The sequence below is a fragment of the Peribacillus sp. TE19612 genome (assembly GCF_056279465.1).
Genome location: NZ_JBWCCL010000009.1, coordinates 25,158 through 50,624, shown reverse-complemented (window position 1 = coordinate 50,624; position 25,467 = coordinate 25,158). Strand labels below are relative to the sequence as shown.

Sequence of the window (25,467 nt, the reverse complement as noted above, 5' to 3'; positions counted from 1 at the left end):
CGGGGGAAAACAGGCTGTCAGAACGTGATAATTTCATGGTATTCTTAAAAGGCACGGGTTTCTGTGCCTTTTAAGAATATTATGATCATATACAGGGGAGGCGAACCGATGTTGAACAAGATGAAGACGGACTATATGGGATGGATACTTCTCATCGGAGTCGTCCTGCTTTTTTTAGAGATTTCATTTACGGGTGGGGGTCTCCTTTTTTCCATCGCTTTTTCAATAGGATGTATCTATTTAGGCAGGAAATTCCCAAAACGGACAATCGGGAAAATCCTATTTTTTATAGGGTTGGTTTCCCTTATCATTACAGTCTTGAATATGTTCGTCTTTAGATTTTTCCTAATGGCGATCCTCATTTATCTTTTGCTTTTATATTATCAGTCCAAAAAAAATCCTGATTGGGTCAGTCCCATTTTAACCAATGATGATTCGGACGAAGAAAAGATCAATAAGGAACGACTGCTGAAAACCGATTATCTATTTAAAAATAAGTTGTTTGGTCATCAACAAACGACCGAACATGTATATGAATGGAATTCCGTGAATGTTCAGGGCGGGGTCGGTGATACGGTTATCGATTTAAGCAAAACGATTTTACCGAAAGGCGATGCTGTCATTTCCATCAGGAATATCATTGGCAATATCACTGTCCTTGTACCGTATGGCATCGAAATCAGGGTCCATCATTCTGTCATTGCAGGCAGAGCGCGGATTTTTGAAAATAAGCCTGAATCCAGGGTCTTTAATCAAATTTATTCCTACCAAACGGAAGGGTTCAATGAAACGGATCACAAGGTTCATATCATCACTTCAATCTTAGTTGGCGATTTAGAGGTGAAGCGGATATGAGCATACTGACACGGCAGATATTGACTGCCCTTGGTGTTGCTTTCGTTCTTTCCCTTGCTTTGCCGGCGGTGGTTTTCTTCATCTTTCCTTTATCCGATTGGAGTTTATTGTGGGAGAAAGTGGTCATGGGATTACCCTTCGTCATATTTTTGCCAAGCCTGGTCATGACGGTAGGGCTGATTTATGGAGTCGTTTCGGGTATGTTTTGGAAGAGACAGCTTGAAAGGGTGGATGAAGGTCTACATTTCCTTGAACAGGGCCGCTTACCCTCGCAACAGGAAACGTATCCAATTCAAGAGATGGCTAAAATGGCGGAACGGATGCAACTGATCCATAAGCAAATCAATGAGCAGACTAAATTATCGCAAAAAATGGCGAATGAAAAGGCCATTGATCAGGAGAAACAGATCCAGGAAATCGTTTCCCAGGAACGAAACCGTTTAGCGCGGGAGCTGCATGATTCGGTGAGCCAGCAATTGTTTGCGGCTTCGATGTTCATGTCGGCCATCACCGAATCACAATCCGATATGGAAAAAACGGAAATGAAACAATTCAAGGTAGTGGAAGAAATGATCCATCAATCCCAGCTTGAGATGAGGGCGCTATTGCTTCACTTGAGGCCTGTTGCATTAAAGGGAAAATCTTTACATGAAGGAATGAAGGAGCTTCTTTTGGAATTGGCCCAAAAAGTGACGATGGATATAAATTGGAAGATGGAGCCTGTCACTCTGGATAAGGGGATTGAGGACCATCTGTTTCGGATTTTGCAAGAATCGATTTCCAATACGCTGAGACATGCAAAAGCGAATTCGCTTGAAGTGCTATTGATCGTTCGTGATGGAATGATCATTTTACGAATAACGGATGACGGCATTGGTTTTAACGTCGAGGAGTCGAAAACGGGATCATATGGTCTGCAAAACATGCATGAACGGGCTGTTGAATTAGGCGGGACGATGCAAATTGTAAGTGTTCCGAATAAAGGAACGAAACTTGAAGTGAAAATCCCATTATTAAATGCTGGAGGTGATCATCATGATTAAAGTATTATTTGTCGATGACCATGAAATGGTAAGGATAGGGGTATCGGCTTATTTATCCGCACAGTCGGATATCGAAGTGATCGGGGAAGCGGACAATGGTTTGAAAGCTGTCGAACTGGCAATGGAATTGCGTCCGGATATCATTTTGATGGATTTGGTGATGCCGGAAATGGACGGCATAGAAGCCACGAAACGAATTATTGAAAAATGGCCAGAAGCAAAAATCATCATTGTGACAAGCTTCCTGGATGATGAAAAAGTGTACCCGGCATTGGAAGCCGGAGCGACGAGCTATATGCTGAAAACATCAAAGGCCAGCGAGATTGCGAGAGCCGTCCGTTCCACTTTCCAGGGTCAAAGCATACTTGAACCTGAAGTGACGGGAAAAATGATGGAAAAGCTGCGTCGCCCAAAAATCACCCAGCTTCATGATCAATTGACAAACCGTGAAATGGAAATTTTACTGCTGATGACTCAAGGGAAAACGAATCAGGAAATTGCCGATGAACTATACATAGCCCTGAAAACAGCCAAAGTGCATGTCAGCAATATATTAAGCAAGCTTGCGGTGCAGGACCGCACGCAAGCAGTGATTTACGCATTTAAGCATTCGCTCGTTCAAGAAGAAGAGTAAAGAGCTTCTATTTACCAATAGAGGAAAGTTTGTTATATTTAGGTAAATATCCCATCCTGTAAAGTTCATTCAAGGTTGCTGATTGCAGCCTTTTTTACGGATTACAGGAAAAAAGTAGGTGAAATGATGTTGAGAGTGATTTTAGAATTATTTCGTATAATCACCATTATTTTTGTTATTGGAATGATAATGGGGCTCATCATTAATTCAATCTATGCGATTTTTGGAATAACCGTAGAGAATACCACGGGCGGATGGATTGTTGGTATGGCAATTTTTCCATTACTTTATGTACTCTATAAAAACCGGCTTCAATTTTCAGGTTTCTATAAAAATGGCAAACAAGTAAAACTCTCAAACAGGACAACTACTATACTGCTTTGCTTCTCTGTGTTAATGTTGACGGTTGCCCCTTTATTTCGCTAACGGAATGTAAAAAGAGCATGTTTTAATCAAAACATGCTCTTTTTAATACCGTTTTTTAGATTATACAGCTTCCTCTGCTGTATCGAGCCTCGTTCCGTATATCCGATAAAGAACCAAAGCGAAAACCATTCCTATAAAGGAGATGGAGGAAATGAACAAGTAAAGGGTCTTCCCTCCATATGCTCCATATATGGCTCCGCCTATATAAGAAGCGATGATTCCAGAAACCCCGAAGAATAGCAGCGCCAGTACGGTCTGGCCTGTGGCACGCCATTCCACTGGAACGATCCGGTAAAGATATTGGATGGCCGCCGAGTAGAAAATCGGGAAAGTCAATAGCTGCATGACTTGCAAATAAGCTAATAGCTGTGGATCGGTAATCCACGCAGAGACGAAATAACGGATAAAGAAAAACGCTGCTGCAAACGAAATGATGATGATTTCCTTACCTTTGCGCAGCCACCAAAAGCTTAGGGCGAATACAACGATTTCACTTCCCGCCGCCAAGAACCAGGTCAAGCCTACAAGCTTGGCACTTCCCCCAAGTTCCCTGATATATACTCCAAGGAAGGTATCGTTCATCCTTGCTGGAACAGCACAGATAAAGACCAATAACAGAAAGAGAAGCGTCTCTTTATTGCTGAAAAAATGCTTAAGGCTGCTTAAGGTGACAGGTTTACCTGAAACGGGAGCATCAGGCATCATCCAGCTGACAATGAAGCTGATCAAACCTATTCCTGCAAAAAGGAACGCAAGGCTGTTCGCTCCGAAATATGACATAACATAGCCGGTGATCAGCGATATGACCGCATAACCCAATGCACCATATGTCCGGATGGAGCCGTAGCTGATCCCGGATTTCTCTGCCATCGTAAAATTGAGGCTTTCCGTCAGGGGATCGATCGGCATCAGAAAGAAATATAGTAGCATGGCAAACAGGATGAGCTGAAGATAACTGCTTGAATCATAGAGGAAATAACCGATTACGCTCGAGAAAAAGATGAGTAACAACAGGACTTTTCGTATAGTCCTTGTTTTGTCGCTGATCATTCCCCATAAAGGCTGGGTAATGAGGGTGACAAAACCTCCTGTACCGATGATGAATCCGATTTGGGCTGGACGCAAACCTTGATCAGCCAGATAGACTGGGAGAAACGGAATGAAAATGGCAAGCAGTCCAAAATATAAAAAGTTAAAACTCTTTAATAATCGTATTGCTTTCATAAAAAATATGATACCTCACGTGTTCTATAGAGTGGATTGATTTCAGACCATGTTATTGTATCATTGATGACAGAATTTGAAAAAATAGTTTTAAAATAGATTTGGTTTCGAGGGTAAATCTCACTTTTAAAAAATGGATGTAAATGATAGAATTAACACTTATTGTTAATTAAAGAGGGTGGTAATTCATGGGCCAGGACACAAAAGTGATTCAAGAGTTGCTGCAATTGAAGCAAAAAGTCGGTCATCTTGAAGACTTATTAATGCAGCAACAGAATAAAAGGGAAAAAGCAGGACCATTTCGAATCTTCCTGGACGCAGTAGGCTCACTGCTATTTGGATTAATTGTTGTAGGACCGGTTATAGTGATTGTCGTTGGGGTTCTGATGGTGGCTGCATCATGGTTAGGGATGGAATTTTAAACGTTTAGGAGATTATGAATATATTATTTGATTAGGTGACCAGTGGGAATGGATAGGGAAATGGTTTTTTTTCTATAATGTAATTTTATTTGCATCGAATGCACGATTTAAGTATTGCATCTTTTCTTAAAAGGGGGATTTTTAAAGTGAAAGTATTGCTACCTTTTGCAATAGCCATGATTGCACTTACAGGGTGTTCTGCAATAGCCGATAACGGAACCAGTGAATTGAAATGGTATAAAACCATAGAAGAAACGATTAATCATGGCATTAAAGAAGAAAAGATAAAAAAAGAAGACATCATTGGAGAAGTTAGTGAAAACGGAGAAACATTTGTTATTTATAAGAAACAATTTGAAGAAGGCTTGGGAGTAGGGGTATCAAGCATTAGTGAGCAAGAAGGAAAGTTTGCTTGGTATGACCCTGATCAAGATGTTCTTGTTAAAAACGATAAAGTCAAAAAGAATTCCTCCCAGATCAGTTGGGGAACAACAACACAATCAGGAAAGGATTTTACAATTTACACTGGATTAAGTGAAGATCAAAGTCCTATCGTTAAAACACGAACTAGTGAAGTAAGCCCTGCGATAGACAAGAAAAGTGGGGTTTATTTCCATATAGAATCTGCTAAATAAGTCATAAGAACATTTGTTGAATTTACGAAACTACTGGTCCATAAAGGGCACTCTTTGTCTTAAGGAAACCTTGCAAATATGCTTCAACCATCATGGGTTCTTCATTTTCATCTTTTAAGACTATCCAGCACCTGATTCTGCAGCCGCATGATGTTCATTAAGTGCTATTAAATTTGTATATTATTTGTCCGCCAGTATCTTATAATTGGGTCAAGTGCTTTCACGATTTCCCCTAATTTGTTTCTTTGAAAATATTATCTTAAGAAAGTTATTGACAAATTTACCTTGAGTCCGTATAGTATGGGATATTATTAAAAATATTCAGATATAATTTTTCAAACGCAATGAACAGGAGTAGTAAAAGCTCATTATTCGGTGAAGAGAGCTGCGGGTTGGTGCAACGCAGTCCAATGATACTTTGAACTTGCCTGGGAGTGGTAAAGCGAAAGATAGGAATGATTCGATTCTTTTGTTTTAACGATTAACCTTCGTTACAAGGTTTTTAAAGCAGGGTTCTTTAAAGAGCCAATAAGAGTGGTACCGCGGTAAGCTTAAGGCATATCGTCTCTTTCTTCATTTGATTATGAAGGAAGAGACGATATGCTTTTTTTGATTTTTGGGAGGTAAGGATATGGAAACGGACAAACGGAATTTACAGAGGACAATGACTTCAAGGCATATTACGATGATGGCATTAGGCGGTGCCATCGGGGCAGGTTTATTTAAAGGAAGCAGTTCAGCCATTGATATGGCAGGCCCTTCCGTAATCATTGCGTACTTGATAGGAGGAATCATCCTATTATTCATCATGCAAGGTTTAGCTGAAATGGCGGTCCGCAATAGCGGTGCACGAACATTCAGGGATTTGGTCCAATCGATCTTAGGAAAGTATCCTGCCTATTTCCTGGATTGGATTTATTGGAAAATGTGGGTGTTGAATATCGCGGCCGAATCAGTGGTTGCGGCGATTTTCCTTCAATATTGGCTGCCCGGATATCCAATCTGGATATTGGCATTAGCTGTTTCGGTTTTGGTTACTGCGGTTAACTTGCTGTCGGTAAAGGTTTTTGCTGAAACGGAGTACTGGCTTGCTTTAATTAAGATTACGGTCATCATTGTGTTCATCATGGCTGGATTATTGTTGCTGCTCGTTACTTTTGGTGATCATACCGCGGTCGGTTTTTCTAACTTGACCGAACATGGCGGTTTCTTTCCGAATGGATCGACAGGGTTGATCACGGCGATGCTGGTGGTAATCTATTCATATGGCGGTACGGAAATCATCGGGGTCACATTAGCTGAAACGAAAAATCCTGAAAAAGTGGTTCCAAAGGCCGTTCGCAGTACATTGGTCAGGATCATTTCTTTCTATATCATTCCTTTTTTCATCATCGTTAGCTTAATTCCTTGGAACGAAGTAAACGGGGTGAAAGAAAGTCCGTTTGTAATGGTCTTTCAAATGATTGGGATTCCAGGTGCCGACCATATCATGAATGCCGTTGTTCTATTAGCGATCATATCATCGATGAACTCCGGGTTGTATGGTTCATCCCGCGTTCTGTATACACAAGCCGTGGATGGTCGCGTTCCGAAAATCTTTTCCCGTTTATCCAAGAAGAAAGTACCTGTTCCCGCAATATTAATGTGTACTTCCGCATTATATGGCGGTGTATTGATTTCCTTATTTGCCGGAAGCAAGACCTTCGATTTCCTAATGGGTTCGCTTGGATATACCGTATTATTCATCTGGTTGATCATTGCTTTCGCCCATTTAAAATCACGTAAACAACAGTCCGGAAAAACAAGTGCCTATTCGGTAAAATGGTTCCCGTATACGACTTGGGCTGCGATCATCGCTTTAATAACGATCCTGATCGGAATCATTTTCACGACATCCATAGTCGTTACGATCATTACACTTTGCATCTACATCTTCATTTCCTTAACGTATGTATGGAAAAAACGCCATAACAAAATCTAGAGATGGCGGAGTGATCACTTTTGCCTTCCCGCATATAAGTTTCATATCAAGCCGTGGTATATGCCATGGCTTTCGTTATGTATTCTTAGTCGGATGAAAAGTAAGAGATATCCATTTTACTAGTCCATGGGAATCATTAACTTTAGCGATTAAAGAGTTAATCTAGTGAAAAATGTAGTATAATAATCTTTGGAAAAAAACCAATATATTGAAAGCCGGAGCGAGCTATGAAAAACAATTCCCTACTATCCTTTCACCCGTTATATTATTTATTACTTTTGATGATTACTAGTTCCATCTATTCAATCATCAATCAATCTTCAGGTCATGCTGTCGATGTTACGACTATAATAGATGGGGAGATTCCCTTTATTAAAGAATTTGCCGTTCCTTATTTACTTTGGTATCCGTATATTTATGGATTGCTGATTTACTATTGCTTCGTTGAACGAAAGCACTATTTCGTCGGATTAGGCAGTTTGATATCGGGGAAACTTCTCTGTTTTATAGTATATTGCCTTTGGCAAACGACAGTTCCGCGTCCAGAAGTCGTGGGCAACGATATCTTTGCCCAGTTAATGCGGTTCATCTATAGTCATGATCAACCTGTCAACTGCCTCCCCAGCATACATGTACTGACCACATTCATCATGATGATCGTCGCCCATAAGCGGAAAGAAGAGCACAAATGGGAGTATGCCAGTGTCACTGCATTCGGAACACTGATCATCCTTTCCACGCTATTTACGAAACAGCATGCTGTATTGGATGTACTCGCAGGAATCCTCCTTGCATGCGGGGTATATGCAGCCGTCCAGTATACGTTCCATGCGCTATCGGCTTTTCAGGCCAATCATTACGCAGCGAGGCAAATTAAAAAGTGACCACAGGAAAAAGCCACTGTAAGAATATTCGCTCCCATGAGTTGATATGTTACAGCGGTTTTTTTTTATTGAATGATTGGGCATTTATGTAAATTATATATGGTATTATGTTTTTAATCGAATGGAAACAGTGGAGGGAGGAAAAGAATGCCGCACCATCTTGATCGAATGGCTGAAGACTTGGTTAAAGCAAAGTTGGAAAATTATTGGCCGGATTTTGAACTTGTTGCCTTTGCAATATATGACAAGAGTAATGTTTATCTATTTAATCATCCTAAATTCAGTAACAATCCACCATGTACATATCATATTTTAAAGTGGGATACCGAGTTTACTGCTGACACAATCATTATGTATGAAGAATATCCCACTGCAATTGTTAATATGGATCACTATAAGGAATATGAAGATTTGTTTTCAATGCTGGTTCATGAATTGTTTCACGGCTATCAATATATAAAGGATGAAAAACGGTTTCCCGATGAAATGCTGGGAATCACATATCCGCTGTCAAAAGAAAATGTGGAATTAAGAAATCAGGAACGAACAAATCTTTATTGTGCAATGTTGGAAAATGACCTAATTAAGAAGAAACAATACCTTAATGCCTTCATTGCCCTAAGGGAAAAAAGAGCAGCCATGATTGAAGAGTACCTGACATATGAAAATTTGATTGAAACTATCGAGGGACCTGCGTGGTATGTCGAATTGAAGGCTTACTCGGAAAAAAGCCCGCTTGATTACGATTCGGTTTTAAAAAAGTATGCACAACAACTAACAAACAAATATGAATCTACTTCTCGTATTAGAAGAAGTTGTTATAGTTCCGGTTTATTTATGTGTTTGTTACTTGAGGAGCTTTCACCAGGCTGGATGGAAAGTTTTTTTGATAGAGAAGATACATTATATGACCTATTAAAACAGCAGTCCGGTGACTATATGGAGCATTCAATGGCTGATGTGAAAATAAGTCCTGAAACAGAGGAAGTCATTAATTTTGCTATCGAAAAGAGAATGAAAGCATTTGAAGAGTTTAATAAACAAGCAGGCATTCATTTATATATTGAAGGGAAAATAATTGCTAAATCCTTTGACCCGATGAATATCATCCCATTAGAAGATAGACTGTTACATAAGAGCTTTATAAAAGTAAGAATGAACAATGAAGATTTTCTTATTCAACAACCGGTTATTGCCCATGTTGATCATGGAATTCAAAACATAAATAAATTACATCTGATAGTAGGGAATGAACCCTCTGAAACCAATGATTCGCTAACCATTGATGGCGTTGGAGAAATAAAGGGAAGATATAAGAAACAAGAAAATATCTGGTATGTACTTATTTAAAATGAATTTTATCTTAACTGGGTTTCAAGCATCAATCCCTTATTACTTTTTGCACCAAGAATCTTGGTTGAATTGAATGTACAGCCTATGTAAAAAAGCATCGAACCTCCAATGACAGGAAGTCCGATGCTTTTTTCTTTTACATTTCAGCTTCAATTTTCAAAGATGATTCTTCGCTGAACTGTTCTTTATCCAGGTCGCCCGTTATTTTACTAGTCAGAATACCGGAAGTCATGCTTCCGCTGACATTCACGGCCGTTCTACCCATATCGATCAATGGCTCGACGGAAATCAACAGGCCGGCCAAGGCGATTGGCAGGTTCATTGCAGATAATACAAGGATGGCAGCGAATGTTGCTCCTCCGCCTACACCTGCAACCCCGAAAGAACTAATGGCCACGATGGCAATCAACATGGCGATAAAGGAAGGATCTAGCGGGTTGATCCCAACCGTTGGAGCGATCATGACCGCTAACATGGCCGGATAGATTCCGGCACAGCCGTTTTGACCGATCGACAAACCGAAGGATCCGGCAAAGTTGGCAATACCTTCGGACACCCCTAGTTGTTTCTGTGTTTGGATGTTCAATGGCAGAGCGCCAGCACTTGTTCTTGAAGTGAAGGCAAACGATAATACTGGGAAAGCTTTTCTCAAATATACGATTGGATTCAATCCTGCAAGCATCAGCAATAGCAAATGGATAAGGAACATGACAATCAGGGCCACATATGAGGCACCTACGAATTTCCCTAATTTCAGGATGGCATCCAAATCACTCGTAGCTACCGTCTTCGTCATGATCGCCAAGATCCCGTAAGGTGTTAAACGCAGGATCAATGTTACTACGCGCATGATGATGCTGTGCAATGTATCTACTATTTTAGCAAAAAATTCAGCATGTTCAGGCTGTTTCCTTTTGACTCCTAAATAGGCAATCCCAAGAAATGCAGCAAAAATTACAACGGAAATGGTTGATGTCGGGCGTGCACCCGTTAAATCAAGGAACGGATTGGACGGAATCAATTCAAGAATTTGCTGTGGCATCGTTTTATCCTGAATCGTACCGTATGTTTCCGATATTTGATCTCCGCGGCTTAACTCCGCTTCCCCTTGCTCAATTTGAACGGCTTCCAAATTGAATACAGTTGCCGAGGTGATCCCGACAGCAGCTGCAATCGCAGTCGTTCCAAGCAGGATTCCGATGATCAGGACACTGATCTTTCCAATATTGCTAGTCAGTTTCAATCTTGTGAATGCGGATAAGATTGAAATGAAGACAAGCGGCATGACGATCATTTGCAGGAACTTGACATAGCCGGAACCTACAATGTTAAACCAATCGACCGATTTAACGATCGCCTCTGACTGAGGTTCATAGAAATACTGCAAAAGAAGTCCGAATACAATTCCTAAACCAAGTCCAGTAAAGACCCTTTTTGTAAAGGAAATATGCTTCTTATTCATGTAAAATAAAACGCCTAAAAGAACGAGCATTATGGCAAGATTTAAAAACACATAACCAATCATATATATTCCTCCTAATTCCGATTAATCAAATGAGAATAATAAATATCTGAAGCCTATGATACATCATCCGTTGATTTTTTACCAGAAGAAAATAATTTATTTTTGACTTTACAAGTAATTCATGTATTTATCTTTATTCAGGAACTGGATTTGAGGGAACAATAAAGGGATGCTGAATCAAGCTAGGGTACAAATCTTTATCTATCTATATATATCAGGAAGGATAAGCCCTTTGTTTTCTTGAATGATAGATTAGGCCGCATGCTTAGCGTTTTTTTTGAAAGGGTGGAAGAATGATGGATATATACATTGACAGGCTTAATGAACGGGATGCACAAGCGTTATTTGCATTTGAATGCAATAATAGAAGGTTTTTCGAACAAACGGTCCCAGGCCGGGGTGATGATTATTATAGCTTTGGAACGTTTGGAATCAGGCATAAGGAATTATTAAAAGAACAAGAAGAAGTCATCTCCTCTTTTTATTTGATTAAGGATGGTTCAGGCATAATCGTCGGCAGGATTAATCTTGTGGATATCGACCCCATCAAGGGTACGGCTCATGTCGGTTATAGAATCGGTGAAGCGTTTACGCAAAAAGGGATTGCAAATGAAGCTTTAAAGCTTTTGATGAAGCTGGCGCCGGATTTGAATGTGACTCAAATACATGCCAAAACGACAAGTGACAATATCGCCTCCCAAAAGGTTTTGGTAAAAAACGGTTTTGAACGGATTTCGATTAATGAGGAAATTAGTGCGGATTCGGGTCAAAAGCTAATATTCTTCCATTATAGTAGGAACCTTTAAATCCATTTTCTTCTATATAATAGAACGCATTCCATTTTTAAATTGTGAAAAGAGGGAGGTAGCGGCTGTCACAGAAAGGACCTTCCCTGTAAACTAACCGAGGATAGACCGCTTGATTGTCGCAAAGGACTTAAGAGTAAATAATTGTGAGTTATTTTCCCGGCAAAAGAGTTCCTTTACTTAAAAGAAGAAAGGTGAATCTAATATGATAGAAGGTTTATATGAAGCCCATTTACCAGTCAAGAACCTGGACATCTCTATGGATTTTTATAAGAAAATAGGCTTGAAACTAGCTTGGAGGGATGAAGATACTGCCTTCTTTTGGATCGAGGAAAACAAAAGCTGGGTCGGCTTATGGGAAGGGAAGGAATATCAAACTCCATACCACCCTTCACTAAGGCATATCGCCTTTCGGGTAACTTATGATAATATGAAAAATGCATTAACTTGGCTCAAATCCTTGCAAATTGAAGTCGTTCCTTTTGGAAAAAGGACAACGATTGAACCATTTGTGCGTCCGAACCAAGGAAACGCTTCCGTCTATTTCAATGATCCCGATGGCAATAGTCTCGAACTTATGTGTTCGATAAAAGTCCCTGATGCATATAAGCATATGACCGAAAAACTTTCGCTTGAAGAATGGGAAGAACTAATAACCAGGTGAACTTTGTAAAGGAAAATTTCCCCGCCCAGTCTCAATCATTAATTTTTTATAGAAGTATGAGCAATCAATATGGAATGGCTAAGGGCACTTGCTTCCCTCTAATGATTAATTTCAGATTTCTTGTTTATTTGTATTTTGTTAATATATAGATTAATTGGGTTTTTTGATAAAATGAAAACAAAAAAATATTCTGTATGAAACTTTTGATTTAAAAAAGGCAGAGCCAGTGTTTTATAGAAGGAAGTGTAAGAATGCAATTAACAAATAACGATAGTATCCATAATCAATTACGTGCAGACTGTGAGAATTGTTTTGGTCTGTGCTGTGTAGCCCTGCCTTATGCAAAGTCTGCTGATTTTGCATTTGATAAAGATGGAGGTACACCATGTTCAAACCTTCAATCCGATTATCGTTGCGGCATCCATGAAAATCTCAGAGCAAAAGGGTATAAAGGCTGCACGGTATATGAATGCTTCGGTGCCGGTCAAAAGGTATCCCAGCTCACCTATGATGGAAATGATTGGAGGGACAACCCAGCATCAGCAAAGGAAATGTTCGAAGTTTTTCCAATTGTGCAACAACTCCATGAAATGCTTTGCTACTTAAATGAAGCACTGAATATAGAAGATGCGCAACCTCTTCACCGAGAATTGCAGGCCGCTTTTGAAGACACGGAATATCTCACTAAACAAAGTCCAAAGTCTATCATGGACCTGAATGTACCAGCTCATAGAACGATCGTTAACGATTTACTTCTGCGCACAAGTGAAATGGTGCGTGCAAAGGTTTCATTTAAGAAAAATAAGAAAAAGCCGAACAAAATAGGCAGGGGAAGTGACCTGATCGGTGCAAAATTGAGAGGTGCTGACCTTAGGGGAGCGAACTTAAGAGGGGCTTTGCTTATTGCATCCGACCTCAGGGAAGCAGACATGAGAGTGACGGACCTGATCGGTGCAGATTTTAGGGACGCCGATTTAAGCGGTGCCGATCTCACCGGAAGTTTCTTCATCACACAAGCACAGGTTAACTCGGCTAAAGGCGACACGAAGACAAAATTACCACACTCATTATGCATTCCCGATCATTGGAGGTAGAAGGATGTTTAATTACCATGAGTAAAAGCGCGAAATTCGCGAGTAAAAGTGCCAAACTCACGAGTAAAAGCGCGAAACTCACGAGTAAAAGCGTAAAACTCACGAGTAAAGCCCAAACTCATGAGTAAAAGTGCCAAACTTACGAGTAAAAGCGTGAAACTCATGAGTAAAAGCGTGAAATTCACGAGTAAAAGGAGGAAACTCACGAGTAAAGCCCAAACTCATGAGTAAAAGTGCCAAACTTACGAGTAAAAGCGTGAAACTCACGAGTAAAAGCGTGAAACTCACGAGTAAAAGCGCGAAACTCGCGAGTAAATGCGTTAAACTTACGAGTAATGGGAAATTTACTACATAGTGCATGACATCAATAGCGGACAAGTAAATTAGATTTGGCTTTATTCCGAAGCTTTTACAAAGAGTGAACTATACCAACAGCGATTCTTCATTAGGAAGGATCGTCTTTTAAATTTGGGCGGGAAATGTTCATTTTTCCTTTGACTCTGACGTTGCGTGATACCTTAATGTAAATGATATCGAAAGGAGGTAAGAAGCAGTGGCAATGAAAGTGAAGGAGCTAGCCGATTTGGTTGGCATTAGTGTGCGGACACTGCATTATTATGATGAAATCGGGTTATTATCGCCGGAGGAAATAACCGATGCAGGTTATAGGCTTTATTCGAATGATAATCTTGAGATGTTGCAGCAAATCCTGTTTTTCAGGGAACTTGGCATGCCATTAAAGGAAATAAAACAAATGGTAAACAGCTCTTCGTTTGATAAACAAGATGCGTTAAAGCAACATCAAAAAATGTTACGGGAGAAACGCAGTCAGCTCGATAAATTAATTAAGACGGTCGAAAAATCGATCAAGCATATGAAAGGGGAAATTCAGATGACGAATAAAGAGAAATTTGAAGGATTTGACTTCAGTCAGAATCCATATGAAGAAGAGGCTCGCAAGCTTTGGGGGGATAAAGCTGTCGATGAGTCGAAGGCTAAAGTGGCGGGCATGTCCAAAGATGCACAGAAAGTTGTATCGGAGATCTATTTAAAACTTGCGGCAATCCGAGATGCTTCGCCTAAGTCGGAGGAGGCACAAGAGGCCATTAAAGAATGGTATGATTGTTTGAACAATAACTTCGGCACATACTCGCTGGATGCTTTCAAAGGATTAGGTCAAATGTACATGGACGATCAACGCTTCACCAAAAATATCGATCAATACGGTGAAGGATTGGCAAAATTCATGTGTGATGCGATGGGGTATTTTGCTGATGCTAACAAAAATTAAAGCTCAAGATTAAGAAATTTCAAAATAAGAAGGTTGCTCAGGCAACCTTCTTATTGGAGCTGGATATCAGGTAATAGCCAACCCCTATGGTCTATACCCGTATGAAAAATTGAATATGAATATGAAAAGTAAAAAAACGGCCAAAGATGGAATGAAACTAATTAGCACCCATCCCTTCGCTTCCTTACTTTTCACACTTGTGAACCATTTAAAATAAATGAACAGGAGAATGATTAAAAAGGACCATGAATAATAACCAGTCATCGTGTCAACCCAGGCTGAATTTTTATCCCAGTAGGCGTCAGGCACAGGAGTGATATTTTCATACCGTTCATCAATTTTATTTTTTGTGGTAATGAGATATAGGAAATGACAGAGTAATAAACGACAATGGCGGCTTTTACCAACCAGGGTATGAATCTATTGGAAAGGACGATTAAAAAGATGATGGCCAGAAACACGAATAACTCGATATATAGCTCCAAAATAAAAACACCTCCATTTTATATAGTATAATGATTATGTAAAAATTCCCATTATATTATGGTAGACTGCGAGGTACTGGTTAAAATGGAACTTTGGAAAATCAGTCAAAAGGTTTCGGAGCTAAGCGATGTGATTCCTTATTATTTTTTTAGTCTAGTTTCTTCCTGTCTGTCGCTTTCCACGGTGTTGGTTGTATTCAGCCTGGGTACCTGGGGAGTGATTGGCATTATCGTGATTTCTTTTTATGTCGTTATCCCTTATTTATTATTTGCTGTTCCGGTACAGGTCCTTTTCAATAAACATCCTAAAAAATTCAGTTTAAACTATTTTTGCCTTTATATTTTTTTCTCTTTGCCGGCCGTATTCATTTATAGTTCGGTGCTTAATTTTGACTTCAGCATGGATATTTTAACTACAAAGAATTACTATGCAATCAGCCTTTTAGCGGCACTGTTTTTTTGGTTTTGGGATTCGGTCTTTTTACAAAAAAAAGCTCTCAGACAAACAAAAGGGACCGGTTAAATGGTCCCTTTCAACATTACTTCTTTAGCAAGTTTACGATTTCTTTAGCTTTTTCTAATGTAACTCCTTCAATGATACTGTTGTTTTTTCGAACAGCCGTACCGAAATGATAGTGACCGGTATGCAGTTCGGAATGGATAGAAAGGATATTATCCTTATTCAATCCGCTTCCAACCAGTATGGCTATGTCGCCGCAGACTCTTTTCATTTGTTGAATCGTTTTCATGCGGCTAGGGAAATCCCCATGCCCGCCTGAGGTCAATATCGTAGTGATTTCTGGATATTGTGCTAGCATTTCAGCTGAAATGGCAGGGTCGTGCGTATCATCGATGGCTCGGTGGAATGTAATCTCCAAACCTTCACATACGGTCAATAGTTCTTCGAGGTATGGTCGATTGATTTCATTTTTTTCATTTAATGCACCTAATACAACCCCGTTCGCTCCCAGTGATCGAATGATTTGGATATCTTTTTTCATGATTTCCAAATCCTTTTGCGTATAGCAAAACGACTGGCTATGAGGCCTTACCATCACGTTGACTGGTATCTTCACTGAATGGACGACAGCTTCTATCAGGGCGTGGCTTGGAGTTAATCCACCCTCGGCTAAAGAACTGACAAGCTCGATTCGGTCTGCGCCCGATTCTTCGATTATAAGGGCATCTTCTATCGTTGTGGCAATGAATTCAATGTACATTGGATTTTCCTTTCCTGCATGCAAGTGTTATATGAATATTAAATCCATTAAAAATCGTAAAGTCAATTCATTAATAGTTTTCCTCAAATGGAATATCTTTATTTCTCAAATTTATGAAACGAAATAAACATTCAAACGTATAAAAAAAGAATATATTCAATGGTATATTTGTTCGGTGGGGTAATTAAATGAAAATCATCATGACGGAGGTTATTTAATTGGATAAAGAAAGTAAGGAAATAAAGAAATCGAGATTTTACAAAGTAGGGATGGGGTTCCTTATCATTTCCCTTCTCACTTGGATCATTCCTGTCGCAGCTCCTTTTACGCCATTTTCGACTGCGGTTAAGGCTGGGGTCATAACAGGTGCGATTGTCTTTGCGGAAGTGATGTTTTGGGCAGGCGCGCTTTTGGTCGGGAAAGAAGTGGCCGCTAAATATAAAGGCTATTTAAACCCGAAAAATTGGAGAAAAGAAAAAGGCTGAAGCTGTTTTTTATAAAAAAGGGCTGGGAGTGAAGCTCCAATGGAAACTGAGTTGTTGAAAGTTTTCGATTCCAATCGCATTCAAACCGGCGTGGCTTCGCGAGAGGAAGTACATAGATTGGGACATTGGCATGAGGTTTTCCATTGCTGGTTCGCAAGTTCGGAAGCGGGCGTGGATTACCTATATCTTCAGCATCGTTGTGCGATGAAAAAAGATTATCCGAATCTATGGGATATTACGGCTGCCGGCCATTTATTGGCTCATGAAACGGTATACGACGGAGTAAGGGAGATTAAAGAAGAGCTAGGCATTGACGTTTCCTTTGACGAGTTGGTTCCATTAGGGATTATTGAATACCATCAAACGAAAGAAGGTTTCATCGATAAAGAACTGGCAAACGTCTTTCTATATGAACGTACACATGGCTTCGATGATTTCACCCTGCAGCCAGAAGAGGTTTCCGGGATGGTGAAGGTAGTGCTGACTGACTTCGAAGAGCTTTGGACAGAAGCGAAGGACAAAGTGAATATTAAGGGATTTGAAATGAATCACGAAGGCCGCAGGATGATGATCGATCGATTTGTAGGACGGAGTGAGTTCGTTCCGCATGATCGTTCCTATTATAATAGCATCATTAAATTAATCAGAGAAAACCTCGCTAAATGAAAATAAAGCCCTGACAAAACGATTCGTGTTTTGTCGGGGCTTTTCTTTTTTCTTGAAAAAACATTAAGTATATTGACCTGTATCTTTCCTGATCAACGGCAGTCTATTGGCTCGTTTTGTTCCAGCTTGATACGCATAAGTTCTTAGTTGTTACCTTATTTGTCCTGACTGGCTCATAGGGATAATGACTTTGTCTCTGTGATGATTCAGCTGATAAAGCGAGACACACCAGATTGTAGTGATGATGCCAGGCGGCAGCGTAAGGGCGGGGATGTAGTTTTTCATGAACTAGGGAATTTATCACTTGTAAGAATATTACAAAATCGTAAGATGAACAGTGTATAAATTTTGTTAAGGGGATGAGTGAAATAATGAAAAAAATGGTTTTATGCATTTCATTTTTTGTAGCTTCTTTAGTCCTTTTTGGCTCCCTTGATTCTTTTGCGAGCAAAGCTTCAGCAGAAACACACACCTATGATGGAAAAAGTCCTTACTATAATAGTTGTGCGAATAGCGCTGTCACGAAGAAGTCGGTGAAAATTTATGCCAATGGCGGTTCTGCCAATTTGGAGTTGAAATTCAGCACTGTCTGTAAAACAGCCTGGGCGAAGATTACTCTAAGCAGACCGGCTAAAGCAGATGGTGAGGCAACGGCATTGGTTGTCCGCAATACTGATAATAAACAATTCAGCTGTGCATCTCCTGGAGGAAATGGTGAAATAAATAAAGGTCAAACGTCATGCTATACACCGATGGTATATGATTTAGATCCGCGAAAAGCAAAAGCGGTAGCCTTTTGGCCATATACCGCAGGTGAAACCGACTGGTATTAATGAAAAAAGAAAAACCTTCATCTATATTTTTGCAAAGAAAGGATGAATGAATTGAATAAAAAGCTTAAAATGATAGGTTTATCCATGGTGATGACACTGTCGATGTTTATTGTCGACCTTGGATTTGGAAAAAATCAAGCACTGGCCGAAACACACACCTATGATGGAAAAAGTCCATACTATAATAGTTGTGCAAATTCGGCGGTAACGAAGGATAAAAAATGGATCGATTCCAATTCGTACGTAGAATTGAAATACAGCACTGTGTGTAAAACCGCCTGGGCAAAAGTGACCGTAACACGCCCCGCCGTATACAATCATGAAGCGGATGCGAGAATCGTCCGAAGTACTGATGGTAAGGCCTATACCTGCTCTAGTTCCGGGGGCAATGGTGTTGTGAATATCGGGCAGACCTCATGCTATACACCAATGGTATATGATTATGACCCGCGCAAAGCACAGGCTCAAGGGATCCATGCGATTCCAAATAGTGATGCCTATAATAAAGCGGTGACTATTTGGTACTAAAAAACAAAAACGCAAAAAAGCATCCTTATAGCCGGATGCTTTTTTTTCGGTCAGATTGTGCTTCCAATTGAAGTAGATATCGTTTCATCTCCGTACCTCCACGGTATCCGGTAATGGCCCCGTTTTTTCCGATAACCCGGTGACATGGCACCGTGATCAGAATTGGGTTGGCGCCAATGGCCGTACCAACCGCCCGAACAGCTGCAGGTCTTTGGATGATTTGGGCAATATCGGAATAGGAACAGGTTTGTCCATAGGGTATTTGATTCAGCGCTGCCCAAATTTCTTGTTGAAAGGGGGTGCCTTTTATATCTGCGGGAAGAGAGAAAGTCTGTCTGGTTCCTTCGAAATATTCTTGTAGTTCTGTAAGATAGGGATTTAATGCTTTTTTATTTTCAACAAGGTTCGCATTTGGAAAGCGTTTTTGCATCAAGGACTTCAGTTCTTCATACGTTTGACCGGGAGAGCCTACATAGCAAAGCCCTTTTTCCGTCCTGGCCACATATAATTGCCACTTATCATAATGCAATATGGCCCAGTCAATGGTTTGTTTTTTATCATTCTTCATTTGCTTCACGCTCCAAAGCTTGAGTTTTGAGATAAGCATTCCTATATCCTGAAGGGGTATTCCCCATTTTCCTTTTGAATAACGTCATGAAATAGGGCGTACTGGAGAACCCGGCAGCGAAGCCTATTTCAGTTATCGGCAGTTCGGAGGTTTCCAGCAGCCTCACCGCTTTTTCAAGGCGAAGCCGCTGAATGTATTCAGTGGGCGATATTCCCTTCACTCGCTTGAATGATCGTTGTAAATGATACGGGCTGCCGTGGGAAATATCCGCCAATTTGTTCAAAGTGAGGGGTTCGCTGTAATGGGTGTCGATCCATTCGGCTATTTGTTCACCCCATTCTTCTGTCGGCACATTCAGTCCTTCCGGTTTACATCGTTTACAAGGCCGGAACTCCTCTTCCAAAGCCATCATGGCATTTTTGAAGATCTTCACGTTTTCCTTTTTAGGCACCCTTGATTTACAGGAGGGCCTGCAAAAGATGCCTGTCGTAATTACCCCGTATAAAAAATGATCATCATATGCTGCATCACAATCTATAATAGCTTTCCAATATTCATTCGGGAAATCTGCTTTTTTCGGATTCACTACATTCACCTCTCCATTTAGTATACAAGAAAGGGTTGATATACAAACATTTTGATAATATAAAAGCAAGATAACGTAATTGTTCAATGGAATTTGTTAAAATTAGGGAGTTAAATGAAAGAGCAAGATAACGTACTTATTTTTTATTAGAATAAAGGGAACGGGACATAGGAGGAGCAGAATGAAAGAGACATTATCAAATGATGAAGGTATGAATGAATTGAGAATTCGTGCACCAAAAGAGTTTAGTTTTTCGGAAAATCTTAAATATTTATCAAGATCCTCCAATGAATGTCTGTTCGATATTGTTGATCAAAAGATTTATCGAGCACTTGTTGTCGAAAACGAGACACTTTTAGTAGAAATCAGTGCTTTGAATGAAACGGAGCTGAACGTTCGTTTTCCAGGACGAACTGCCCCGGTGGAAAATCAGGTAAAGGATGCTGTTTCCCAATACGTTCGTCACTGGTTCGATCTTGAGACAAATCTGCTTCCTTTTTATGAATTGGCCCAAAAGGACCCTTTATTGCAAAAGCCGGTAAGCCAATTCTTCGGCTTGAGAAATATGGGCATCCCTGATTTATTTGAAGCGATTGCCTGGGGAATACTTGGTCAGCAGATTAACTTAACTTATGCCTATACCTTGAAACGGAGGCTTGTGGAGGGATTTGGTGAATATGTTGAATTCGAAGGAAAGCAATATTGGCTGTTTCCGACACCTGATGCGATCGCGAAATTGACCGTCGAAGATTTTTCCGATTTGAGGATGACAGTAAAGAAGTGTGAATATTTAATAGGTGTTGCTCAACTGATTGCAGAAGGGGAACTTACTAAAGAAAAGCTATTGAATGCAAAGGATGTAAAAGAGGCTGAAAAAATGCTGACCAACATACGGGGAATCGGTCCGTGGACAGCGAACTATGTTTTGATGCGCTGTTTGCGTTTTCCAGCAGCCTTTCCCATCGATGACGTCGGGCTGCATAATTCCATGAAACTGCTCATGCAAACAGAAGCAAAACCAACGAAAGCGGAAATCCGGAAACTATCGGAAGCGTGGGCCGATTGGGAATCCTATGCAACCTTCTATTTATGGAGATTGCTATATTGAATCCCGGAGATAAAACAGCAAGTAACGTCGATATATCTCTATATTCGGAGATAAAACTATAGAATTCGTCGATATATCTCCATATTCGGAGATAAAACAGCAAGTAACGTCGATATATCTCCATATTAGGAGATAAACCTATAAATTACGTCGATATATCTCCATTTTCGGAGATAAAACTGCAAGTAACTTCGAAATATCCCTATATCCGGAGATAAAACAGTAGATTTCGTCGATTTATCTCTATATTCGGAGATAAAACTATAGAAATCGTCGATATATCTTTATATTCGGAGATAAAACAGAAGATTACGTCGATATAACTCCATATTCGGAGATAAAACTGCAAATAACGTCGATTTCAGCATTTGCCGTAGATCCGGGTGCGATTTCGTTTTGTCTGTTCAGGAATACTTTTATATGGCTAAACAATGGTGCACGTTTCTGGTATTATCCCATTTTCGTCGGTCCGCGTTCTGTAGCTGGCTTCAGGTGGAATGGCAGATTCTGGACGATTTTTGGCATTAATACAAGACAAATCAATTCATTTAGCTGTTTTTGAAAAAATGCTCAAAGGAGATGTTTCCTTTGAGCATTTTATGTTTCTGATTGTTTTGCTTTCAAGACAGAACTAGCATTGTCCAAAGAGAAACATCATTAAGATTACAAGGTGGAAAACAACTGCTCCTTGAACTTCGCACCATCATCGGCGTGTCCATCTTTCTTAAAATAGGACACTGAGAAATAAACGGCCAACAATGTTCAATATTTAATAGAAATGGTAAAATCATTATGCTCCTATAAAAATTAGTGAATGAAAATGAAAATAGAGGATGCTGTTGAATATGAGGAAAGTATCGCTGGAAACCAAGATTCTCGGGTTAGTTCTATCATTGAGCCTGTTTTTGATCCTGTTATTGACGACTACTTTTTCCTATATGGAAGGAAGGCAAATAGCGAAGGATAAAGGTCAATTGGCGTTGGAGCTTTCAAAGACGATTAGCTTCATGCCTACCGTTACAGAGGCTTTTGAGACGGATGATCCCGCTGGCATCATCCAGCCGATTGCCGAAAAGATCCGCAGGGAAACAGGTGCTGAGTTCATCGTTGTAGGGAATGCAGAGGGAATTCGCTATTCCCATCCGCTGGCTTCCGAAATTGGGAAGCGGATGGAAGGCGGGGATAATAGCAGGGCCATTCGGGAAGGCGAATATTATGTCTCCGAAGCGGCAGGATCACTCGGTCTTTCCATTCGGGGGAAGTCACCGGTATTCAATGAGGATGGAAAAATAATTGGAATCGTCTCCGTCGGTTTTTTGGTGGACGATGTCCGCGCCCAAATTTTCAAGGATTTGTCCAAGGAGATGATTGTATCTTTAGTGGCCATCATGATCTCGATCATTGGCAGTTATATGCTGGCAAGGAGCATACGTAAAGATACACTGGGGCTGGAACCATTTGAAATCGCCAATTTATATAAAGAAAAAAATGCAGTGCTTCAATCGGTGAAAGAAGGGATTCTGGCCATTGACCAAAATGGGCTGATTACCTCGATGAATCAGCCGGCGAAAAAATTGCTGGATATTAAAGAGTCCGTTCGCCATTTGAACGTCGATGGCCTATTTCCTTCGAAATATTTATTCGAGGTGCTGAAGTCCGGTGAACCGCAAGTGGATAAGGAGATTTCATGGGAAGACAAATCCGTTATCGTCAATTGTACGCCGATTTTCGATAGTGAAGGGGTAAGCGGTGTTGTCGCTTCGTTCCGTGATCGAACGGAAATTGAGGAAATGGTCAACACATTATCGGAAGTGAAGATGCATTCAGAGGATTTAAGGGCACAAACCCATGAATTTACCAATAAACTATACGTCCTATCAGGATTGATACAATTAGGGGAATATGATGAAGCAATCGATATGATTCAAAGCGAAACATCAGAATTGCATTCCCTGAACCGTGTCGTGTTCGAACAGATAAAGGATACAAAGGTACAAGCCCTGTTACTTGGCAAGATCGGGAAAGCATCGGAAAAGAAGATCATCTTTGAAATAGACGCACAAAGCTACCTAGAGAAACTGCCGGATCATATAAAATTGTCACAACTAACATTGATTCTAGGCAACATTATCGATAATGCACTTGAAGCGGTTTCAAGCATGGAAGAGCCGCTCGTGAAATTTTTCGCCACAGATATCGGAAATGATATGGTATTTGAAGTGAGTGATAACGGAAAAGGAATACCTGAGGATGCCATCGCCCATATTTTCGATCGGGGTTTCACTTCGAAAAACAGCGGAAGTCCAAGTGGTTATGGACTTTCGAATGCTGATCATGTCGTCAAGGAGCTGGGCGGCATCATCGAGGTTCAAAGCGAGGATGGGAACACCATATTCACCGTTTATCTTCCTAAAGAACAGTGAGGAGGGAAAGAATGCAGAAGATAAGAGCAGTCATCGCAGAAGATGATTTTCGTGTAGCGGATATCCATGAAAAATTCTTGAAAAACTTTGATGAAATAGAAGTGGTCGGAAAAGCTGTCAATGCCAAAAAAACGCTTCGGATCTTGGAACAGAAAAGCCCGGATCTGCTTTTGCTTGATGTTTATATGCCGGATCAGCTTGGTACAGACCTCCTTCCGGACATACGGAAAAAATTCCCGAATGTGGATATCATCATGATTACCGCGGCAACGGATAAAGAACAACTGGAAAAGGCGCTTCACTATGGTGTGGAGAATTATTTAATTAAACCAGTGGAGATGAAGCGCTTCAACCAAGTTATCGAAGAGTATCTGAAGAAAGTCCATCTGATGAAATCCAAACAAGAGATAGATCAGGATTTTGTGGATCTCATTTTGAAAAAGGGTTCATCCGTTTTGGAATCGAACGATGGGCTGGACCTGCCGAAAGGGGTCGACGAAATCACTTTGGCGAAGGTGATAGAGGTACTCGAAGCAAGCGATATCGGTTTGTCGGCTGAACAAGTGAGCGGACAGATCGGTGCTTCCAGGACAACTGCGAGACGCTATCTGGAATACTTGATTTCCGTTAAGAAATGTAAAGCGGAAGTCGTATATGGGGTAGTGGGGAGACCTGAGCGAAGATATTATAAAATCCAATAGAATTAAGTGAGAGACACCTTCTAGATTGAAGGTGTTTTTTTTATGATGCATCGTTTGAAAGATTATGAAAAAAGCAATATATGTCAAAAAAACGATATGTTAATCTGTTATCCTTTTCTTAAGGAGGTTCGGAAATGAGATATAGCCCCATCATCCAAAAAACGATTGAATATATAGAGAATAGCTTACAAGCCGAATTGTCCTTGGAGAACATCGCACGGTTCGCAGGTTTTTCGAAGTTTCATTATCATCGTATTTTTCACAAAGAGGTTGGCGTGACCGTATCGGAATATATTCGATATCGAAGAATTGCCAATGCAGCTAACATGCTGCTTTATACCGATGAAAAAATAATCGATATTGCTTTATATTACCGCTTTGAAACACAGGAATCCTTTACTCGTTCATTCAAGAAATATTATGACCTGCCGCCAGGGCAATATCGGAAACTCGTAAGTAAACTAACCTTGCAAAAGGAGGAAATGACGATGAAAAACGAACAATTATTAAAAGGCTGGAATTTAAGCGGGAGTCATCCATTCAATTATCAAATGGGAATTGACCGGGAGACATTCCATAAAGGACAGGCATCAGGATTCCTGAAATCCGTCACTGCCGAATCCCAGGAGGAATTTGCAACGATGATGCAGCAATTCAAGGCCGAAAATTACCTTGGTAAAAGAATGAAACTGTCGGGTTTTTTAAAATCAAAAGGTGTTGATGGATTTTGTGGTTTATGGATGAGGGTGGATAATGCGCTTCAGGATGTTTTGCAATTCGACAATATGGGGGATCGGCCCATCGTCAACGATACGGAATGGAACCATTATTATATTGTCCTGGATGTACCCGAAAACAGTGCCATCATTTCATTCGGGGTCCTTCTTTCAGGGCGCGGCCAAGTATGGATTGATGAACTGGAATTCGAGGAAGTCAGTATCGATACACCAACGACCAATATAGACTACGGCTGTGACCTATTGGACGGACCGGCAAATTTATCATTTGAAGAATAAATGCGCCTAAA

General features: G+C 40.4%; 28 protein-coding genes, 1 pseudogene and 1 other annotated feature. Of the genes and pseudogenes, 23 read left to right on the top strand and 6 right to left on the bottom strand.

All coding sequences use genetic code 11. The features are described from left to right. Window positions 1-108: 108 nt before the first annotated feature. The 4 genes from liaF to ACZ9AO_RS16560 all read left to right on the top strand — a co-directional run bounded on the left by liaF (window position 109) and on the right by ACZ9AO_RS16560 (window position 2,958). Window positions 109-855 carry a cell wall-active antibiotics response protein LiaF gene (liaF, locus tag ACZ9AO_RS16575; protein WP_251541931.1) on the top strand — a complete coding sequence of 249 codons (747 nt, stop codon included), beginning with the start codon at window positions 109-111 and terminating at the stop codon, window positions 853-855. Beyond that, window positions 852-1,898 (top strand): sensor histidine kinase, encoded by a 1,047-nt coding sequence (locus ACZ9AO_RS16570; RefSeq protein WP_251541930.1) that lies wholly within the window; start codon window positions 852-854, stop codon window positions 1,896-1,898. The genes liaF and ACZ9AO_RS16570 overlap by 4 nt, the downstream gene beginning before the upstream one ends. Further along, complete coding sequence (locus tag ACZ9AO_RS16565; RefSeq protein WP_476109489.1) at window positions 1,891-2,532, top strand: response regulator transcription factor; 642 nt, start codon at window positions 1,891-1,893, stop codon at window positions 2,530-2,532. The genes ACZ9AO_RS16570 and ACZ9AO_RS16565 overlap by 8 nt, the downstream gene beginning before the upstream one ends. A 126-nt stretch (window positions 2,533-2,658) precedes the next feature. Beyond that, the gene (locus ACZ9AO_RS16560) at window positions 2,659-2,958 is read left to right on the top strand and encodes a hypothetical protein (protein ID WP_230176629.1); all 300 of its coding nucleotides are present in this window, start codon (window positions 2,659-2,661) and stop codon (window positions 2,956-2,958) included. A gap of 60 nt (window positions 2,959-3,018) precedes the next feature. Here the strand turns inward: ACZ9AO_RS16560 and ACZ9AO_RS16555 are convergent, their stop codons facing one another. Beyond that, entirely contained in the window at window positions 3,019-4,182 is a 1,164-nt protein-coding gene (locus tag ACZ9AO_RS16555) for an MFS transporter (RefSeq protein ID WP_048679493.1), read from the bottom strand. A 188-nt stretch (window positions 4,183-4,370) separates the two neighbouring features. Here ACZ9AO_RS16555 and ACZ9AO_RS16550 point away from each other — a divergent pair, with 188 nt between their 5' ends. The 5 genes from ACZ9AO_RS16550 to ACZ9AO_RS16530 all read left to right on the top strand — a co-directional run bounded on the left by ACZ9AO_RS16550 (window position 4,371) and on the right by ACZ9AO_RS16530 (window position 9,454). Then, window positions 4,371-4,604 carry a hypothetical protein gene (locus tag ACZ9AO_RS16550; RefSeq protein WP_476109488.1) on the top strand — a complete coding sequence of 78 codons (234 nt, stop codon included), beginning with the start codon at window positions 4,371-4,373 and terminating at the stop codon, window positions 4,602-4,604. 146 nt (window positions 4,605-4,750) lie between these two features. Next, entirely contained in the window at window positions 4,751-5,239 is a 489-nt protein-coding gene (locus ACZ9AO_RS16545; protein WP_476109487.1) for a hypothetical protein, read from the top strand. 335 nt (window positions 5,240-5,574) lie between these two features. After that, window positions 5,575-5,811 (top strand) — a binding site (T-box leader). 59 nt (window positions 5,812-5,870) lie between these two features. After that, entirely contained in the window at window positions 5,871-7,220 is a 1,350-nt protein-coding gene (locus tag ACZ9AO_RS16540) for an amino acid permease (protein ID WP_053536072.1), read from the top strand. A gap of 227 nt (window positions 7,221-7,447) precedes the next feature. Further along, complete coding sequence (locus ACZ9AO_RS16535) at window positions 7,448-8,104, top strand: phosphatase PAP2 family protein (RefSeq protein WP_476109486.1); 657 nt, start codon at window positions 7,448-7,450, stop codon at window positions 8,102-8,104. A 147-nt stretch (window positions 8,105-8,251) separates the two neighbouring features. After that, entirely contained in the window at window positions 8,252-9,454 is a 1,203-nt protein-coding gene (locus ACZ9AO_RS16530) for a hypothetical protein (protein WP_476109485.1), read from the top strand. Window positions 9,455-9,593: 139 nt separating this feature from the next. Here the strand turns inward: ACZ9AO_RS16530 and ACZ9AO_RS16525 are convergent, their stop codons facing one another. Continuing rightward, window positions 9,594-10,982 carry an L-cystine transporter gene (locus tag ACZ9AO_RS16525; RefSeq protein WP_072273439.1) on the bottom strand — a complete coding sequence of 463 codons (1,389 nt, stop codon included), beginning with the start codon at window positions 10,980-10,982 and terminating at the stop codon, window positions 9,594-9,596. A gap of 296 nt (window positions 10,983-11,278) precedes the next feature. Here ACZ9AO_RS16525 and ACZ9AO_RS16520 point away from each other — a divergent pair, with 296 nt between their 5' ends. From ACZ9AO_RS16520 to ACZ9AO_RS16505, 4 genes are all read left to right on the top strand, one after another. Next, window positions 11,279-11,788, top strand: a complete 510-nt coding sequence (locus tag ACZ9AO_RS16520) for a GNAT family N-acetyltransferase (protein WP_476109484.1) — start codon at window positions 11,279-11,281, stop codon at window positions 11,786-11,788. Between the two features lie 205 nt (window positions 11,789-11,993). Further along, a complete protein-coding gene (locus tag ACZ9AO_RS16515; RefSeq protein ID WP_251541924.1) occupies window positions 11,994-12,452 on the top strand; it encodes a VOC family protein in 459 nt (152 codons plus the stop codon). A gap of 251 nt (window positions 12,453-12,703) precedes the next feature. Next, a complete protein-coding gene (locus tag ACZ9AO_RS16510; protein ID WP_476109483.1) occupies window positions 12,704-13,546 on the top strand; it encodes a pentapeptide repeat-containing protein in 843 nt (280 codons plus the stop codon). Between the two features lie 553 nt (window positions 13,547-14,099). Continuing rightward, window positions 14,100-14,837 carry a MerR family transcriptional regulator gene (locus ACZ9AO_RS16505; RefSeq protein WP_476109482.1) on the top strand — a complete coding sequence of 246 codons (738 nt, stop codon included), beginning with the start codon at window positions 14,100-14,102 and terminating at the stop codon, window positions 14,835-14,837. Between the two features lie 260 nt (window positions 14,838-15,097). On the opposite strand, the gene ACZ9AO_RS16500 is transcribed toward ACZ9AO_RS16505, so the two are convergent. Beyond that, window positions 15,098-15,322 (bottom strand): hypothetical protein, encoded by a 225-nt coding sequence (locus tag ACZ9AO_RS16500; RefSeq protein ID WP_476109481.1) that lies wholly within the window; start codon window positions 15,320-15,322, stop codon window positions 15,098-15,100. Window positions 15,323-15,407: 85 nt separating this feature from the next. On the opposite strand from ACZ9AO_RS16500, the gene ACZ9AO_RS16495 reads away from it, so the two are divergent. Then, window positions 15,408-15,845: a UPF0715 family protein gene (locus ACZ9AO_RS16495; protein WP_251541921.1), complete on the top strand. Its 438-nt coding sequence runs from the start codon at window positions 15,408-15,410 to the stop codon at window positions 15,843-15,845. Window positions 15,846-15,861: 16 nt separating this feature from the next. Here ACZ9AO_RS16495 and ACZ9AO_RS16490 read toward each other — a convergent pair whose 3' ends face one another. Further along, the gene (locus ACZ9AO_RS16490) at window positions 15,862-16,542 is read right to left on the bottom strand and encodes a copper homeostasis protein CutC (protein WP_476109480.1); all 681 of its coding nucleotides are present in this window, start codon (window positions 16,540-16,542) and stop codon (window positions 15,862-15,864) included. A 218-nt stretch (window positions 16,543-16,760) separates the two neighbouring features. On the opposite strand from ACZ9AO_RS16490, the gene ACZ9AO_RS16485 reads away from it, so the two are divergent. The 4 genes from ACZ9AO_RS16485 to ACZ9AO_RS16470 all read left to right on the top strand — a co-directional run bounded on the left by ACZ9AO_RS16485 (window position 16,761) and on the right by ACZ9AO_RS16470 (window position 19,054). After that, window positions 16,761-17,027 (top strand): transporter suffix domain-containing protein, encoded by a 267-nt coding sequence (locus ACZ9AO_RS16485; protein ID WP_034309540.1) that lies wholly within the window; start codon window positions 16,761-16,763, stop codon window positions 17,025-17,027. A gap of 39 nt (window positions 17,028-17,066) precedes the next feature. Continuing rightward, window positions 17,067-17,693 (top strand): NUDIX hydrolase, encoded by a 627-nt coding sequence (locus ACZ9AO_RS16480; protein ID WP_476109479.1) that lies wholly within the window; start codon window positions 17,067-17,069, stop codon window positions 17,691-17,693. 371 nt (window positions 17,694-18,064) lie between these two features. Next, window positions 18,065-18,526 carry a DUF2690 domain-containing protein gene (locus tag ACZ9AO_RS16475; protein ID WP_063594528.1) on the top strand — a complete coding sequence of 154 codons (462 nt, stop codon included), beginning with the start codon at window positions 18,065-18,067 and terminating at the stop codon, window positions 18,524-18,526. A gap of 84 nt (window positions 18,527-18,610) precedes the next feature. Further along, window positions 18,611-19,054 carry a DUF2690 domain-containing protein gene (locus tag ACZ9AO_RS16470; RefSeq protein ID WP_476109478.1) on the top strand — a complete coding sequence of 148 codons (444 nt, stop codon included), beginning with the start codon at window positions 18,611-18,613 and terminating at the stop codon, window positions 19,052-19,054. A 25-nt stretch (window positions 19,055-19,079) separates the two neighbouring features. Here ACZ9AO_RS16470 and ACZ9AO_RS16465 read toward each other — a convergent pair whose 3' ends face one another. Both ACZ9AO_RS16465 and ACZ9AO_RS16460 read right to left on the bottom strand, forming a co-directional pair. After that, window positions 19,080-19,622, bottom strand: coding sequence for a methylated-DNA--[protein]-cysteine S-methyltransferase (locus ACZ9AO_RS16465; protein WP_476109477.1), 543 nt, complete (start codon window positions 19,620-19,622; stop codon window positions 19,080-19,082). Further along, complete coding sequence (locus tag ACZ9AO_RS16460; protein WP_476109476.1) at window positions 19,612-20,208, bottom strand: bifunctional transcriptional activator/DNA repair enzyme AdaA; 597 nt, start codon at window positions 20,206-20,208, stop codon at window positions 19,612-19,614. The genes ACZ9AO_RS16465 and ACZ9AO_RS16460 overlap by 11 nt, the downstream gene beginning before the upstream one ends. Before the next feature lie 181 nt (window positions 20,209-20,389). Here ACZ9AO_RS16460 and ACZ9AO_RS16455 point away from each other — a divergent pair, with 181 nt between their 5' ends. The 5 genes and pseudogenes from ACZ9AO_RS16455 (at window position 20,390) to ACZ9AO_RS16435 (ending at window position 25,456) form a co-directional block, all read left to right on the top strand. Next, the gene (locus tag ACZ9AO_RS16455) at window positions 20,390-21,316 is read left to right on the top strand and encodes a DNA-3-methyladenine glycosylase family protein (RefSeq protein ID WP_285856584.1); all 927 of its coding nucleotides are present in this window, start codon (window positions 20,390-20,392) and stop codon (window positions 21,314-21,316) included. A 361-nt stretch (window positions 21,317-21,677) separates the two neighbouring features. Further along, window positions 21,678-21,878, top strand: a pseudogene (locus tag ACZ9AO_RS16450) (collagen-like protein); the annotation flags it as partial. Window positions 21,879-22,161: 283 nt separating this feature from the next. Beyond that, the gene (locus tag ACZ9AO_RS16445; RefSeq protein WP_072273434.1) at window positions 22,162-23,739 is read left to right on the top strand and encodes an ATP-binding protein; all 1,578 of its coding nucleotides are present in this window, start codon (window positions 22,162-22,164) and stop codon (window positions 23,737-23,739) included. Between the two features lie 11 nt (window positions 23,740-23,750). Then, the gene (locus ACZ9AO_RS16440) at window positions 23,751-24,440 is read left to right on the top strand and encodes a response regulator (protein WP_251541912.1); all 690 of its coding nucleotides are present in this window, start codon (window positions 23,751-23,753) and stop codon (window positions 24,438-24,440) included. 134 nt (window positions 24,441-24,574) lie between these two features. Beyond that, the gene (locus ACZ9AO_RS16435) at window positions 24,575-25,456 is read left to right on the top strand and encodes a helix-turn-helix transcriptional regulator (protein ID WP_289353483.1); all 882 of its coding nucleotides are present in this window, start codon (window positions 24,575-24,577) and stop codon (window positions 25,454-25,456) included. The last annotated feature ends 11 nt before the right edge of the window (window positions 25,457-25,467 follow it).